At 65.4% G+C, this 14,589-nt stretch carries 13 protein-coding genes; 9 read left to right on the forward strand and 4 right to left on the reverse strand.

The window, feature by feature from the left end; genetic code table 11:
- Window positions 1-267 precede the first annotated feature (267 nt).
- From ACO07I_RS23195 to ACO07I_RS23215, 5 genes are read left to right on the forward strand one after another with little or no spacing between them, the layout of a single operon-like run.
- A complete protein-coding gene (locus ACO07I_RS23195) occupies window positions 268-1,197 on the forward strand; it encodes a glycine--tRNA ligase subunit alpha (RefSeq protein WP_422018358.1) in 930 nt (309 codons plus the stop codon).
- Window position 1,198: 1 nt separating this feature from the next.
- Window positions 1,199-3,250 (forward strand): glycine--tRNA ligase subunit beta, encoded by a 2,052-nt coding sequence (glyS, locus tag ACO07I_RS23200; RefSeq protein ID WP_422011566.1) that lies wholly within the window; start codon window positions 1,199-1,201, stop codon window positions 3,248-3,250.
- Between the two features lie 2 nt (window positions 3,251-3,252).
- Window positions 3,253-5,928: a pyruvate, phosphate dikinase gene (ppdK, locus tag ACO07I_RS23205; protein ID WP_422011568.1), complete on the forward strand. Its 2,676-nt coding sequence runs from the start codon at window positions 3,253-3,255 to the stop codon at window positions 5,926-5,928.
- A complete protein-coding gene (locus ACO07I_RS23210) occupies window positions 5,925-6,854 on the forward strand; it encodes an ArgK/MeaB family GTPase (RefSeq protein WP_422011570.1) in 930 nt (309 codons plus the stop codon). Before ppdK ends, ACO07I_RS23210 begins: the two co-directional genes overlap by 4 nt.
- Entirely contained in the window at window positions 6,854-7,279 is a 426-nt protein-coding gene (locus tag ACO07I_RS23215) for an HIT family protein (RefSeq protein WP_422011572.1), read from the forward strand. Before ACO07I_RS23210 ends, ACO07I_RS23215 begins: the two co-directional genes overlap by 1 nt.
- Here ACO07I_RS23215 and ACO07I_RS23220 read toward each other — a convergent pair.
- Window positions 7,276-8,238, reverse strand: a complete 963-nt coding sequence (locus ACO07I_RS23220; RefSeq protein ID WP_422011574.1) for a LysR family transcriptional regulator — start codon at window positions 8,236-8,238, stop codon at window positions 7,276-7,278. The two genes, ACO07I_RS23215 and ACO07I_RS23220, sit on opposite strands and share 4 nt — an antisense overlap.
- A gap of 226 nt (window positions 8,239-8,464) precedes the next feature.
- Between ACO07I_RS23220 and ACO07I_RS23225 the strand changes: the two genes are divergently transcribed.
- From ACO07I_RS23225 to ACO07I_RS23240, 4 genes are all read left to right on the forward strand, one after another.
- Complete coding sequence (locus ACO07I_RS23225) at window positions 8,465-9,760, forward strand: hypothetical protein (RefSeq protein ID WP_422011576.1); 1,296 nt, start codon at window positions 8,465-8,467, stop codon at window positions 9,758-9,760.
- Between the two features lies 1 nt (window position 9,761).
- Window positions 9,762-10,379, forward strand: coding sequence for a GNAT family N-acetyltransferase (locus ACO07I_RS23230; RefSeq protein ID WP_422011578.1), 618 nt, complete (start codon window positions 9,762-9,764; stop codon window positions 10,377-10,379).
- A gap of 14 nt (window positions 10,380-10,393) precedes the next feature.
- A complete protein-coding gene (locus ACO07I_RS23235) occupies window positions 10,394-10,960 on the forward strand; it encodes a GNAT family N-acetyltransferase (protein ID WP_422011580.1) in 567 nt (188 codons plus the stop codon).
- A 134-nt stretch (window positions 10,961-11,094) separates the two neighbouring features.
- A complete protein-coding gene (locus ACO07I_RS23240; RefSeq protein ID WP_422011582.1) occupies window positions 11,095-11,358 on the forward strand; it encodes a hypothetical protein in 264 nt (87 codons plus the stop codon).
- A gap of 23 nt (window positions 11,359-11,381) precedes the next feature.
- On the opposite strand, the gene ACO07I_RS23245 is transcribed toward ACO07I_RS23240, so the two are convergent.
- From ACO07I_RS23245 to ACO07I_RS23255, 3 genes are read right to left on the reverse strand one after another with little or no spacing between them, the layout of a single operon-like run.
- Window positions 11,382-12,239 (reverse strand): efflux RND transporter periplasmic adaptor subunit, encoded by an 858-nt coding sequence (locus ACO07I_RS23245; protein ID WP_422011584.1) that lies wholly within the window; start codon window positions 12,237-12,239, stop codon window positions 11,382-11,384.
- Window positions 12,240-12,274: 35 nt separating this feature from the next.
- Window positions 12,275-12,490 carry a DUF1656 domain-containing protein gene (locus tag ACO07I_RS23250; RefSeq protein ID WP_422011586.1) on the reverse strand — a complete coding sequence of 72 codons (216 nt, stop codon included), beginning with the start codon at window positions 12,488-12,490 and terminating at the stop codon, window positions 12,275-12,277.
- Window positions 12,487-14,490 (reverse strand): FUSC family protein, encoded by a 2,004-nt coding sequence (locus ACO07I_RS23255; RefSeq protein WP_422011588.1) that lies wholly within the window; start codon window positions 14,488-14,490, stop codon window positions 12,487-12,489. The genes ACO07I_RS23250 and ACO07I_RS23255 overlap by 4 nt, the downstream gene beginning before the upstream one ends.
- Window positions 14,491-14,589 lie beyond the last annotated feature (99 nt).

The following is a 14,589-nucleotide window of genomic DNA, read 5'->3' on the forward strand; positions in this document are numbered from 1 at the left end:
CACCGCCGCCTCCCCCGGCTCCCGTCCCCCCCGAGGCGCCGCCGGCACCCCCGCGCAAGCCCGTGGTGATCGAGGATACCGTCCAGTGCGCCGGTTGCGGTGCCTACATTCCGGCCACTGCTGAAAAATGTGGCCAATGCGGTCGTCCACGGCCATAAGGCCGCAGCGCGCCGCCAGCCTTGACCGGCTGGGGGGTGGAACCTATTTTGCCGCACCGCAAAAACGGCCATAAGTTGCGGAAATACAAGGCCTTTAGAGCTTCGGGGAATACCGGTGTCGAACCCCTCTGCAGCGCGCGGGAAACCGACGTGCTTTCAGGAACTGATTTTGACCCTGCAGGACTATTGGGCGGCCCAGGGCTGTCTGATCCTCCAGCCGTTCGACATGGAGATGGGGGCCGGTACCTTCCACACCGCGACGACGCTGCGGACGCTCGGGCCGAAGCCCTGGTACGCGGCGTATGTGCAGCCGTCGCGCCGCCCTGGCGACGGCCGCTACGGCGAGAATCCGATGCGGCTGCAGCACTATTATCAGTTCCAGGCCATCCTGAAGCCGTCGCCGCCCGACATCCTCGAGCGCTACCTGGGCTCGCTCCAGGCGATCGGCATCGACACCACGCTGCACGATATCCGCTTTGTCGAGGATGACTGGGAGAGCCCGACCCTGGGCGCCTGGGGGCTGGGCTGGGAAGTCTGGTGCGACGGCATGGAGATCACGCAGTTCACCTACTTCCAGCAGGTGGGTGGCATCGAGGTCGATCTGGTGGCGGGCGAGATCACCTACGGTCTCGAGCGGCTGGCCATGTACCTGTTCGACAAGAAGTCGGTCTACGAGCTTCCTTACAATCGCGCCGATTCCGACGTGCCGCTGACCTACGGCGACGTGTTCCTGCAGAACGAGCGGGAGCAGTCGGCCTACAATTTCGAGCATGCCGACACCGAGATGCTGTTCCGTCACTTCGCCGACGCCGAGAAGGAAAGCGGCCGGCTGGTCGCGAAGAAGCTGCCGCTGCCGGCCTACGAGCAGTGCATCAAGGCATCGCACGCCTTCAACCTGCTCGATGCCCGCGGCGTGATCAGCGTGGCGGAGCGCCAGAGCTACATCCTGCGCGTGCGCGAACTCGCCAAGGCCTGCTGCGAAGCATGGCTTGAGACGCAAACGAAGCCTGGCCTGAGCGTCGTCGAAGGGGCTGCCTGAGATGGCCGAGTTGCTTCTTGAACTGCTGTCTGAAGAGATTCCCGCACGCATGCAGGCGCGTGCGGCTGAAGATCTGAAGCGATTGGTCTGTGACGGGCTGAAGGGCGCGGGCATCGGCTTCGAGAAGGCCCAGGCCTTCGCGACGCCGCGGCGTCTCGCGCTTGTGGTCGAGGGCATCCCCGCCATCCGCGATGATGTCAGCGAAGAAAAGCGCGGGCCGCGCGTCGGGGCTCCCGATCAGGCCGTGCAGGGCTTCCTGAAGGGCGCGGGCCTTGCTTCGCTCGACCAGGCCGAGAAGCGCGATACCGGCAAGGGCGAGTTCTGGTTCGCCGTGATCACGAAAAAGGGCGGGCCGACCGCGGACGCGCTTGGGGCGGTGATCGATGGCGCGCTGAAGGCGCTGCCGTGGCCCAAGTCGATGAAATGGGGCAGCAGCACCATGCACTGGGTGCGTCCGCTTCAGTCGATCGTCGCGCTGTTCGACGGCAAGGTGCTGAAGGGCGAGGTTTCGCCGGGCGGCCGGATGGCGCCGATCGCTTTCGGCTCCGCGACGCGAGGCCATCGCTTCCTGTCCACGGGCACGTTCGAGGTCGCGAATTTCGCTGACTACGCAGCCAAACTGCGGGAGGCGCATGTCATCCTGGACGCTGCAGAACGCAAGGCGATCATCCTCGAGGGAGCGGGCCGGCTCTGCACCGAAGCACAGGTCAAGCTGAACGAGGACGAGGGCCTGCTCGAGGAAGTGGCCGGCTTGACCGAATGGCCGGTGCCGATGCTGGGCGCCATCGACGCCCAGTTCATGGACGTGCCGCCGGAAGTGCTGATCGTCTCGATGAAGGTGCATCTGCGCTTCTTCACGACGTCCAAGGCCGACGGAACGCTGGCCAACCGCTTCGTCGTGGTGGCGAACAACGTGGCGCGCGATGGCGGCAAGACGATCGTCGCCGGCAACGAGCGCGTGTTGCGCGGCCGGCTCGCCGACGCCAAGTTCTTCTGGGATCAGGATCGCAAGACAACCCTGGAAAGCCGCCTGCCGGCCCTGAAGCAGGTCGTGTTCCACGCCAAGCTCGGCACCCAGGCCGAGCGCGTCGAGCGCGTCGTCGCGCTCGCCGGCGAGATCGCCAGATCCGTTCCCGGCGCCGATGCCGCGGCCGTCGAGCAGGCCGCGAGACTGTGCAAGACCGATCTGGTGAGCGGGATGGTGGGCGAGTTCCCCGAATTGCAGGGGGTGATGGGCCGCTACTACGCGCTGGGCGAAAAGCTGCCTGCAGACGTCGCCGACGCCATCGGCGATCACTATGCGCCGGCCGGGCCAAACGACCGTTGTCCGACGGCACCGGTATCGATCGCCGTCGCGCTGGCCGACAAGCTCGATGCGCTGACCTCGTTCTGGTCGATCGGCGAGAAGCCCACGGGCTCGCGCGATCCCTTCGCGCTGCGCCGCGCGGCGCTGGGAATCATCCGGATCGTGGTCGAGAACAAGCTTCGGCTGCCGCTCAGGCCCTTCCTCAAGGCAGACGACCTGCTGGCGTTCTTCGCCGAGCGCCTCAAGGTGCAAATGCGCGAGAAGGGGGTCCGACACGACGTGGTCGATGCTGTCGTGTCGCTGGGCGGTGAAGACGATCTCGTCCGGCTGCTGGCGCGGGTCGGGGCGTTGCAGGATTTCCTGGGCACCGACGCCGGCCGGAACCTGCTGACGGCCTATGGCCGCGCTGCAAATATCGTTCGGGCCGAGGAGAAGAAGGACAAGGGTCTGGCCGCTAAGATCGCCGGCGCGCCTGATGCCGCTCTTCTGGAACAAGCCGAGGAGAAAACCGTTGCTTCCGCCTTGGACCAGGTGGCGCGCGCGGTGAAACCGGCGCTCGCCGCCGAGGATTTCGCGGGGGCCATGGCGGCCTTCGCGGGCCTGCGCGGGCCGATCGACGCCCTGTTCGACAAGGTCACGGTCAACGTGACGGACAGGCCGGAGGTTCGCCTGAACAGGCTGAAACTGCTCAACCAGATTCGCGCCACCATGGATGCGGTGGCCGATTTTTCGAAGATCGAGGGCTAAGAATGGCCAAGTGGGTCTACAGTTTCGGGGACGGCAAGGCCGAGGGCCGCGCCGACATGCGCAACCTGCTGGGTGGCAAGGGCGCCAACCTGGCCGAGATGTCGAGCCTCGGCCTGCCGGTGCCGCCGGGCTTCACCATTACCACCGAACTCTGCACCCACTTCTACGACAACAAGAAAACCTATCCGCCCGAACTGAAGGACGAGGTGGAGAAGGCACTGGCCCAGGTCGAGAAGATCGTCGGCACCCAGTTCGGCGATGCCGCCAACCCGCTGCTGGTATCGGTCCGTTCCGGCGCACGCGCCTCGATGCCGGGCATGATGGATACGGTGCTGAACCTCGGCCTCAACGACAAGACGGTGCTGGGTCTCGCCAAGTCGTCGGGCGACGAGCGCTTCGCCTGGGACAGCTATCGCCGCTTCATCCAGATGTATTCCAACGTCGTGCTCGATGTCGGCCATCACTATTTCGAGGAGGCGCTCGAGATCAAGAAAGAGGATCTCGGCGTCTCCATGGACACCGACCTCAAGGCCGAAGACTGGCGCGCGATCGTGGCCGAATACAAGAAGCTGGTCGAGAAGCGCACCGGCAAGCCGTTCCCGCAGGAGCCTCGCGAGCAGCTCTGGGGTGCCGTGGGCGCGGTCTTCGAGTCCTGGATGAACCAGCGCGCGATCACCTACCGTCGCCTGCATGCGATTCCGGAGAGCTGGGGCACTGCAGTCAACGTGCAGGCCATGGTGTTCGGCAACATGGGCGAGGATTGCGCCACCGGCGTCGCCTTCACGCGCGATCCCTCGACCGGCACAAACCTGTTCTACGGCGAGTATCTCGTGAACGCGCAGGGCGAGGACGTGGTCGCGGGCATCCGCACGCCGCAGCACCTCACCGTGCAGGGCAAGCTCGCGCAGAAGTCCGATGCACCGGCCATGGAAGAGGTCATGCCGGAAGTGTTCAAGCAGCTCGACAGCGTGCGTCAGCGGCTCGAGCAGCACTATCATGACATGCAGGACATCGAGTTCACCGTCCAGCGCGGCAAGCTCTATATGCTGCAGACGCGTAACGGCAAGCGCACGGCAAAGGCCGCCCTCAAGATTGCGGTCGACATGGTGAAAGAGGGGCTGATCGACAAGAAGGAGGCCGTGTCGCGCATCGTGCCGGCGTCGCTCGACCAGCTCCTGCATCCGACGCTCGATCCAAAGGCGCCCCGCAAGGTAATTGCCAAGGGCCTGCCGGCGTCGCCCGGGGCCGCCTCGGGCAAGGTCGTGTTCACTGCCGACGATGCTGAGAAGCAGGCGCGCGGCGGTGAGAAGGTGATCCTGGTGCGTCGCGAGACCAGCCCGGAGGATATCCACGGAATGCACGCCGCGGAAGGCATCCTGACCTCGACCGGCGGCATGACCAGCCACGCCGCCGTGGTCGCGCGTGGCATGGGCAAGCCCTGCGTCGCGGGCGCGGGCGACGTGCGTATCGACGGCAAGGCCGGCACGCTCATCGTGCGCGGCACGACGGTGAAGACGGGCGACACCATCACGCTCGACGGCAGCACCGGCGAGATCATTCTCGGCGTCGTACCGACCGTGCAGCCCGAGCTCAGCGGCGACTTCTCCCAGCTCATGGAATGGGCCGACGAGTTCCGCAAGCTCGGCATTCGCACCAATGCAGAGACGCCGACCGACGCGGCCCAGGCGCGCAAGTTCGGCGCCGAGGGCATTGGCCTCTGCCGCACCGAGCACATGTTCTTCGAAGGCGATCGCATCGTGGCGGTACGCCAGATGATCCTGGCCGACGACGAGAAGAGCCGGCGTGTGGCGCTCGCGAAGATCCAGCCGATGCAGCGCCAGGATTTCGTCGAGCTGTTCGAGATCATGGCGGGGCTTCCCGTCACGATCCGCCTGCTTGACCCGCCGTTGCACGAATTCCTGCCGAAGACGGCAGCGGAGATGGAGGTCGTGGCCAAGGACCTCGGTGTCGACGTGAAGGAGATCGAGGAGCGCGCCAACAAGCTGCACGAGTTCAATCCCATGCTCGGGCATCGCGGTGTGCGTCTCGGCATCTCCTATCCCGAGATCTACGAGATGCAGGCACGCGCCATCTTCGAGGCCGTGGCGGAGGTCCAGAAGAAGGCCGGCAAGACCGTCATTCCGGAAATCATGATCCCGCTGGTCGCGACCAAGAAGGAGCTCGACCTGATGAAGGTCGTGATCGACCAGGTCGCCGAGGAAGTGAGCAGCTCGTCGGGCCAAAAGCTCGAATATCTCGTTGGCACCATGATCGAGCTGCCCCGCGCCGCGCTGCGGGCCGGCGACATCGCCGAGTCGGCCGAGTTCTTCTCCTTCGGCACCAACGACCTGACGCAGACCACCTTCGGCCTCAGCCGCGACGACTCGGCTTCGTTCCTCGAGAAGTACCAGCAGCGCGGGATCTTCGAGCACGACCCGTTCGCCTCGCTCGACATCGAGGGCGTGGGCGAGCTGATCGAGATCGCCACGGAGCGCGGCCGCAAGGTCCGCAACAGCCTGAAGCTGGGCATCTGCGGCGAGCATGGCGGCGATCCGGCCTCGGTGTTCTTCTGCCACAAGGCCGGTCTCGACTATGTCTCCTGTTCGCCCTACCGCGTGCCGATCGCGCGGCTGGCGGCGGCGCAGGCGGCGCTGGGCGGGCCGCTCAAGACGGAATGACGCTGGCGGCGCTCCGCACGGACGGCAAGCGGGCGCTGGCCGCCGCCCTTGCCGGGCTGGAGCGCGATCCGGAAAGCGCGACGTCGCATGCGCTGCTCGACGCAGCCTGGCGCGAGCCTCGTGCCCATGTCGTTGGCGTCACCGGTCCGCCGGGCGTCGGCAAATCCTCGCTCTGTGCTGCCGTGGTGGCGGCGTGGCGGCAGTCGGGCAAGACCGTCGGCGTGATCGCCGTCGACCCCTCGTCGCGCACGAGCGGCGGGGCTCTGCTCGGTGACCGCGTCCGCATCGCCCATGACGGCTCTGACGAGGGCAGCTTCGTGCGCTCGATGGCGGCCCGCGACCGCCTGGGCGGGCTCGCGGACCAGACGGTGGCCGCCATGGTCGTCATGCGGGCTCTGTTCGATCGGGTGCTGATCGAGACGGTCGGCGTGGGCCAGTCGGAGACCGACGTGGCCGGAGTGGCCGACACGGTCCTGTTCTGCGTCCAGCCCGGATCGGGCGATTCGCTGCAGTTCATGAAGGCGGGCATCGTCGAAATCCCGCATCTGGTCGTCGTCACCAAGGCGGACATGGGAGCCCCGGCCGAGCGGGCGCGTGCCGACGTGGCGGGTGCGCTGTCGCTCGCCACCGCAGGCGGCAGCGACTGGCCGGTGAAGGTGCTCGCCGTCTCATCGCGCAGCAGCGTGGGGATGGATCGGCTGATGGAAGCGCTGGAGGCGCACCGGGAGTTCCTGATGGCGGAGGGGCGGTTGGCGGTGGCGCGTCATCACCAGAGCGAAGGCTGGATCGCCCAGTCGCTGCGCGACCGGTTCGGCCGGGACGGCCTTGTCAGGCTCGACCGTCTGGGTCTTGATCTGGCGCTGGCACCGGGCATGCAGCCCTTCCAGCGATTGCGAGAACTGGGCGTTGCCCTGGAGAGACCGTGATGGGCCTGCCGACCGACGAAAGCTGTATCTTCTGCAAGATCGTGGCGGGACAGCTGCCCTGCTTCAAGTTGCTCGAGGACGAGGCGACGATCGCGTTCATGGACATCAATCCGGTCAATCCCGGCCACGCGTTGGCCGTTGCCAAAGGACACTGGCCGACCATCGACGTCATTCCGCCTGAGGTCCTGGCCGCGGTCGCCAGGACGGCGCAACGCGTCGCCAAGGCGGCGATGGCCACGCTCGATCCGAGCGGGGTCAATCTCCTGCAGTCCAACGGCTTGGGCGCCGCGCAGAGTGTCCCGCATCTCCACGTGCACATCCTGCCGCGCTTTCCGGGGGACGAGGTCAGGCTGAACTGGACCTACAAGCCGGGCGACAAGGCGGAGATCGAGGCGATCTGCGAGAGGTTGAAGGCCGCCCTCTAGGCGGCCGCCATCGACCTGCTGCTGCGCGGCGTGGTGGAGAACCACTCGCGTTCGTCCTGGCGGAACTGCTCGCGCACATAGTCGATCACGGTGCGGATGCGCGCGCCCTTGTTGGTCTCTTCATGGCTGACCAGCCAGATGTCGCGGATGATCCTGAGATCGATCGGCGCGGCGACCAGGTTCGACGACTTGGCGATGTAGTCCGGAAACACCGAAATCCCGTATCCCGTCTGCACCGCTTCCATGGCCGCATAGGAGGAGTTGGTGCGCAGGACCACCGAGGTGCTGCGCTCGACCACTTCGCTCCAAGACTTCATGGCCGGGAGGCTGTGCAGGGTCGTGTGGTCGACGATGTGGTGGTCACGCATGTCGTCGAGAGTCTGCGGCAGGCCGTACTGCTCGATGTAGGAGGGCGCCGCGAAGATCGACATGTTGACCTGGCCGACGCGTGCCGCGACCAGCTGGTTGGACGTCGGGCGGAAGAAGCGAATGGCGAGGTCGGCCTGGCGGGTGGCGAGGTCCAGCACCTGATCGCCGGCGATCACCTGAACGATGATGTCCGGATGTGTGCGGCGCAGCATGCCGAGGCGCGGCACCAGCCAGTGGGCGGCGATACCCTCGGTTGCCGCGATACGGACGATACCGGCCATTTCTCGATCAAGGCCGGCAAGATGCCGTTCGATGGCCGTGGCGTTGGACATCATCGATTCGGCCTGTGAGAGCACGCCGCGAGCGGCCGGCGTGACCTCCATGCCGTGGCGGTGCCGGTCGAACAGTTTGGCGCCCAGGCGACGCTCGAGTGCTTGGATGCGGCGCCCCACGGTCGTCTGCTTGGTGTTCAGCTGCGTCGCCGCGGCGCTGAAACTGCCGGTTTTTGCAACCGCGAGGAAGAAACGGACGTCATCCCAGTCGCCGAGAATGTTCGGCACCTTGTTCTTGCGCGGAGGGAGGGAGACCATGGCCACAATCGATACAAAAGATGGACGGCTAACGCTTAGCTGACGGGGATCTCGTCAATTACCCTACACCATTCCAGGTGAAATGTCGTTTCTGTCTGCTTTTTGGGCGCGGGGAGGTTCAGGACCCCGCAGCTGACCCGCCAAACCCTGCGAAGCCAGCCATTCACCAGCCGCAGCGGTTGCTTTCACTGGTGGAGTTGCTCGCAACGAGAGAGGAGTGCTGCCCTTGGCTGCCAACGGCGGAAATGAAAAACCAGCGAGGGCGGCAGTTTGGACCGCCAAATTCACCCGCTATCTGCGCAGTCCATCGACGCGCATGGCCGCCTTTGGCGGACTTTTGACATACTTGAGCTATGCGTACGCGCACGGCAGTTGGGCTAACCCCGTGCTGATCTGCGTGTCACTCTTCATTGGGGCGTTCCTGCCGAGTTACGCAAAGCTCAGTAACAAGGCTGAACTGTGGGCCAACAACCAGTTCGGCTTCGTCACGGCCGGCCGGCTTGGGCGGTTCACCCCGCAGTTGGCGTTCAACCTGGTGATTTTCTGGCTGATGTTATGGGGGGGTGCGCTCAACCAGCTTGGGATGGCGTCCGTGGGCGGGATTGCCGGCGCGGCGGTCGTCACGACCCTGGCGTCACAGGGTACGCAGTATCTCGGCGGCTATCTGGTCGCGCGGGGCGTGGGCGACTCAAACCGAAACACACTGATCGGAATTCTTGTCAATGTCGTCCTGGCCGGGCTGGGCACGGCGGGCGTACCGGGTGCGCGCGAGGCCTTCCTGCTGGCGGGTTTCGGCCTGGGGGGTGCCCTGTTCGCGGTCGGGCTTTTGTCCGACTTGCGCTCGGCCATGGCGCCGAAGGGCGGCATTGGACTGTTCTTCGGAACCTTCAATCCTTTCCACAACAGTCATCTCGCCCTGCTGCGCCTGGCCATCGAGCAGCGTGGCCTGGACAAGGTCATCATCCATCCGGTCCTCATCCCCAAGCTGCACGTCGATGCCTTCCGCAAGGGCGAGATCAGGGTCGGTCGGCTGAAGGACGGCTTCCAGATCTACGAGAAGACCGACAAGGCCGATTCCAATGTCGACTATTTCCCGACGGGCAACGTCTTCCTGCCGCCGGAGACGCGCGTGGCGCTCATCGAGCTGGCGCTGGCCGAGGCCGGCATGGCCGACACGGTCGAGGTCGCGGTCTATCCCGACATCTACTACGGCAAGGGCTTCCAAGGGGTGATTGCCGAGATCAAACGGCGCCATCCCAGTGTCCGGTTGCACATCATCCATGGCACCGATTTCGGCGGCATGCTGGTTCGCCAGATCGCCGACGAATGCGGCTGGATCTACCCTTGGTGCATCCTGCGCCGGGACCAGGTCTCGGCAACCGCCATCCGTCGCGGTGCGAAGGGCATGACGCCGCCCATCGTGACCGATGTGCTTGACCAGATTTCACAGAATCTACCGACAGTTTCGGCCGGCGGCCGACGCTTCCGCAACGACAATGGTGTCTTGACCGAGAGGAACTGAAATGACTGAACAGACTGCGACGGGTCTCGGAAATCGGCCCGAGATCACGATCAAGCTCGCATCGACATCCGACGAGATGATGCAGTGCTTCATGCTTCGCGCCGCCGTGTTCATGGGCGAGCAGCAGTGTCCATACTGGGAAGAGTATGACGGCAACGACTATACGGCCAGCCACCTCATCCTCTATGTCGACGGTGAGCCCGCGGCCTCCATTCGGGTGCGGTGGTTTGCGGGCTTCGCCAAGCTGGAGAGGGCCATCATCCTGAAGCGCTACAGGTCGTACGGCCTGTTCCTGCCCTTTGTTCACTGGGCCAAGGAGTTCTGCCGCAAGAAGGGCTATCCCAAAGCCTACCTGCACGGCCAGCGGCGCCTCTGGCCGATCTTCGAGAAAGACGGATTCCGCAAGGTCGACGACAAGATCTTCCATTTCTCCGATCACGAGTACGGCGCGTTCGCCTGCGATCTCGATGTCAGCGAGGATGCTCCGACCGTGTTGACCGACCCGATGGTCCTGAATCGGCCAGAAGACCAGCTCGACACGCCCGGCGTCCTGGAGGAGTCGATGGAGCGGGGAGCGTCGAATCCCCATGCCGGTTGGACCGAGCGGCGCACGAGCTGAAGGGAGTGAGACACATGAACGACAAGATGATTTCGATCGGCGGCCAGGCCGTCACGGTCAAGCTCGCGATGAAGATGGAGGATTCGCTGCAGGCCTTTGCCGTACGAGCCGCCTGTTTCGTCGGCGAACAGGACATTCCCTATTCGGAGGAGTTCGACGGCCACGACTTCGGCGCCACCCATATCCTCGCCTGTCTCGGCGAGGAGCCGGTGGGCACCGTTCGGCTGCGCTGGTTCAAGTCTTTCGCCATGCCGGAGCGGCTGGCGGTGATGCAGCGCTTCCGGGGCCATGGCATCGGCGAGCTGCTGATCGAGCGCTGCCGCCAGCTTGCGGAAAGCCGCGGCGCCGGCACTCTCTACACCCAGGCGCTGCCGCAGGATGTCAAGTACTGGGAAAAGCATGGCTGGCGCCGCCTCGACGCCGCAGACACCGGCAAGGGCCCGAAGCGCCTCGTGGCAATGGTTCGGCCCGTCGATCCGAGCAAGCCGCTGCCGCATGCCGACGCACCCGAGCAGGTCGGCCTGCGCAATGAACCGCAGGTCGATACGTCGGGCCTGCCGGTCGGCGGCGATCGCCGCTGAGCCCCCCGAAGGTCGGGTAGCGATCACGCCGGATCGCCCTCGCCAGCCCTTTTTTTTCGGGTACGCTGGGGCAACCGGCGATATGCTGGAGGCAGGGGAGCGACGTCCCGAACCAGGGACACAGGGTGGTAAACATGACGGATGTGTTCGAGATCATCGTCGAACCGAGTAGTCGGCGGCGGCGTAGTCGTGCGCCGCTTTCGGACAAGCAGCGGGCGGCGGCGCTGTTTCGAGTGTGGCATGGGGTACGGGACATGATCGAGGAGGCCGAGCGCCTGGGCGACAGCGAACTGGTGCATTTCCTCGCCATCTCGCAGTTGCTCGTGGAGGAAAGGATCACGACCCTCACCAGTGGCGTTCCGGCCTTCGCTATTATCGATACGTCCCTGCCCAACTAGGCGGACCCGGGGCGGCCGGGAAGCTAGCGGCGCCGGTCGCGATCCGGCATCGCCTCTTCCACTTGGACCGTCACGGTGAGCCCGGCAACGAGTCGGACGCCTGCCGGGACGTGCGATATGCGAACGCGCACCGGCACCCTCTGGGCGAGGCGCACCCAGGTGAAGATCGGGTTGACGATTGCAAGGCCGAGTTGATCGGGCCTTGCATTCGCGACGTTGATCCCTCGTGCGACGCTCTCGACTTCGCCGAGCAGGAGTTCGTCGTAACCCATCAGCTTCATGCGAACCGGGGCGCCCTCTCGAATGCGGGAAAGCTGCGGCTCCTCGAAATAGGCGTCGACCCAGAAGGAATTCGCATCGACGACCGACAGGACGTTGACGCCGGTGTTGGCATAGTCGCCGAGTTGAACGAGGAGGTTGGTGACCCAACCGTCCACGGGCGACCGGATCTGGGTCCGTTCCAGATTGATCTTCGCCTGCTGACGATTGGCGACGGCCTGCTGGTATTGGGCCTGGTTGGCGAGGGCACGGGTCGCGAAGGTCTGCTGCTCCTCCTTCGAAACGGCTTCCGCGCTCAGCCGTGCCCGCCGGTCCGACTGGACGTTCGCATTCTGCGCATTGACCTCCGCCTGCTTCACAGCAGCTTCAGCCAGTTCGACCGCGATTCGATAGTTCGTCGGATCGACGGTGACGAGCACATCTCCCTTGTGCACGAACTGGTTGTCGCGGGCTGCCACGCCGACGATCTGTCCGGCGACCTGAGGGGCCATCGTCACGACGTAGCTGCGAACCACGCCGTCGCGCGTCCAGGGCGTGCCCATGTACTCCCGCCACATCGCCCAGGACAGCCCGACCGCGACGGCCACGACGACCAACGTCACGGCGATTCGTACGAGCTGTGTGAACCGCGCCGGCATCATGCTCCCCGCAGCAGAGGAGCGCTCAGGACCATGAGCGACAGGACGACGAGAAAAAGCGCAAAGGCGAAAAGGGAAGGATGCCAGACGTGGCGCAGGAGGCCGGTCAGCATCAACAACCAGCGCAATAGAAGCGTCGCGAGCCATGCCACGAGCATCATCACCGCTATGGGCGCAACGTAGACTCCGAAGATGTTCACTTCGCTGAACGTCATTGAAGAGATCCTCCGCTGAAATAGGCGGCCTGCTGCGCCAGACCGTCGTCCATCACCTTCAGCAATCCGCGGGTCCGATCGGCGGTCGCGCGCCCGAGCGCTGACGCGCGTCGCGCGAGGGCCATGTCGACCCGCTGGAGGTCATCGCGCGCAACGGCGACATCCCCATGAGCGAGCGAAGCCAGGGCCTCGCCGAGTTCTGAATTCAACGGGAGGGAGCGGAGCGCGCGCCGCAGCCGTATCAGGGTGAGGCCGAGCGAGAGGGCGGCCAGGATCTCGGAGCGTTGCTGCGGCGTTGCCGAATCCGGGATGGCGGCCAGCCTGCCGTACATCAGCGTTTCCCAGTCCTCGCGCGACGCGTCGGCGTCGGGCCGGCACAGCGAACGAAAGTCCCGGAGGGTGAGGCGGAGAAGCCGGCGTGTCCGGATGGCCGGCGAAACAGGGGGAAGGATCAGGTAGGACATCGCGCCGATGCAGCAACCGACCACGACCGCCATCGACGCGTTGTAGAATTGCAGCGTGTCGTAAGACATCTGGTTCTCGGGGTTCAGCAGCGGCACGAAAAGCGTCGCCATTGCGCCGAACACGGGCGGCTTCAACGGCAGGGTGCTGAGCGCGCCCGCGGGGACCAGGTAGAGTCCAAGGACGAGGCTCAATCCAACAAAACTGTGGACGTTCGGAAGAACGGCGAACGCCGTCACCGCTGCGCATCCCGCGGCCATCCCCGTTCCAAGCGCCCAGGCCGAAACGCGGGCGAAGGACTCGTCGCCGGCCGCCGCGAAAATGACCGTCGCCAGTGCCGCCCAGACGATCGCCGTGGATCCGTTCGGCCATGCCGTGGCAATCCAGAGCGCTGCTGCAATCAGGACCACGGAGAAGGAGCGGAGGGCCGCAACCAGCGCCGGCAGCAGGTCCGATGGAGCCCGTCGGCGCGTTCGTGTCGAGGTGAGGGGCACCCGTCCGTCTCGCAGCAGGGCGAGACCATCGAGCATACGGCAGAAGCCCGCCATGATCCTGGCTGTTTCGTCCGCGAGAAGCCTCATGGAAGGGCTTGCCGCCGGCTCGCGTAGCAGCGCGCGGGCGGTTGAGGCATACGCACGTCGATCCGGGCTCGCGGCTGCCGCGGGCTGTGGCTGAGCGTCCGCCAGTGCGAACTGCGGCGCGATCTGGAGAATGCGCCCCGCCTGCTGGGCTGCGACATCGCCCTGCAGGGCGGAGAGGCGCAGAGCAAGAATGCGCCAGCTCATGAGTGCCTGAAGCAGACCCTCCAGCGCTCTCTGCAGAAGGGACGCGTTGTAGCGGACCTGCCACGACTCGCCGATAGCCTCGTCGATCTGCGCGTTGAGGCCTATGATCCTGCGGGCGAGATCGCGCCGTACCAACTGCGAATCGGGAAGCGCACCCCCGGCATTTACCAGCATGTTCGACACGTGCGACCTGATCTCGGCGGCAATGCCGGAGATCTGCTCGTGCAGCCGATGCGATGCGACGCCGACATGAGTGGATGCCAGCACAATGCCCGCGGCAGCGACTCCGATGCAGATCTCGGTCGCTCTGCTGACCGCCAGGAGGAAGGCCTGGCCATTTGGCCCGCCGACGGCGCCCAGTTCGCCGCCCGCCACGATGGCCGCCGTGGCGCCGACCAGGGAAGCCGAAAGCGCCGAAGCATTGGCGAGCTGCGCAGCAACGAAGGCGGATGCGCCGCACAGGAGAGCGAGACCGATCAGGAAGGCAGCTCGGTCCTGCGGGAAGGCGGCCGAGAGCAGGACGATCGCTGCAGCGCCGACCACGGTGCCGACGACGCGGAACCAGCCGTTCCGCATGGATGCACCAAGCCGCGGTTGGCAGACCAGGGCTGCCGTAGTCCCGGCCCAGGACGCGTTGTCGAGCTCCAGCCAGAACGCGATGAACAGCGCGAGACAGATGGCGGCCCAGAGACGGAAGCCGAAGAGAAGGGGCGCACCTGAAGCGCGAAGAGCCTGTGAGAGGAGTCTGGGCATTCTCGAACCAGCGAAGCCGGGACCTGTGTCTCGGGTGCCGCCAGCATCGTCGACACGGCTTCAGGCGGCCAAGACTACGAAGGTTGCCCGGCAATGCCT

Source organism: Reyranella sp. (assembly GCF_965227665.1).
GTDB lineage: Bacteria > Pseudomonadota > Alphaproteobacteria > Reyranellales > Reyranellaceae > Reyranella.

Excerpts from the sequence above, each read along its gene's own strand:
- glyS (WP_422011566.1), top strand. The coding sequence starts at position 1,199 with ATGGCCGAGTTGCTTCTTGAACTGCTGTCTGAAGAGATTCCCGCACGC.
- ppdK (WP_422011568.1), top strand. The coding sequence starts at position 3,253 with ATGGCCAAGTGGGTCTACAGTTTCGGGGACGGCAAGGCCGAGGGCCGC.
- ACO07I_RS23210 (WP_422011570.1), top strand. The coding sequence starts at position 5,925 with ATGACGCTGGCGGCGCTCCGCACGGACGGCAAGCGGGCGCTGGCCGCC.
- ACO07I_RS23215 (WP_422011572.1), top strand. The coding sequence starts at position 6,854 with ATGGGCCTGCCGACCGACGAAAGCTGTATCTTCTGCAAGATCGTGGCG.
- ACO07I_RS23220 (WP_422011574.1), bottom strand. The coding sequence starts at position 8,238 with ATGGTCTCCCTCCCTCCGCGCAAGAACAAGGTGCCGAACATTCTCGGC.
- ACO07I_RS23230 (WP_422011578.1), top strand. The coding sequence starts at position 9,762 with ATGACTGAACAGACTGCGACGGGTCTCGGAAATCGGCCCGAGATCACG.
- ACO07I_RS23235 (WP_422011580.1), top strand. The coding sequence starts at position 10,394 with ATGAACGACAAGATGATTTCGATCGGCGGCCAGGCCGTCACGGTCAAG.
- ACO07I_RS23240 (WP_422011582.1), top strand. The coding sequence starts at position 11,095 with ATGACGGATGTGTTCGAGATCATCGTCGAACCGAGTAGTCGGCGGCGG.
- ACO07I_RS23250 (WP_422011586.1), bottom strand. The coding sequence starts at position 12,490 with ATGACGTTCAGCGAAGTGAACATCTTCGGAGTCTACGTTGCGCCCATA.
- ACO07I_RS23255 (WP_422011588.1), bottom strand. The coding sequence starts at position 14,490 with ATGCCCAGACTCCTCTCACAGGCTCTTCGCGCTTCAGGTGCGCCCCTT.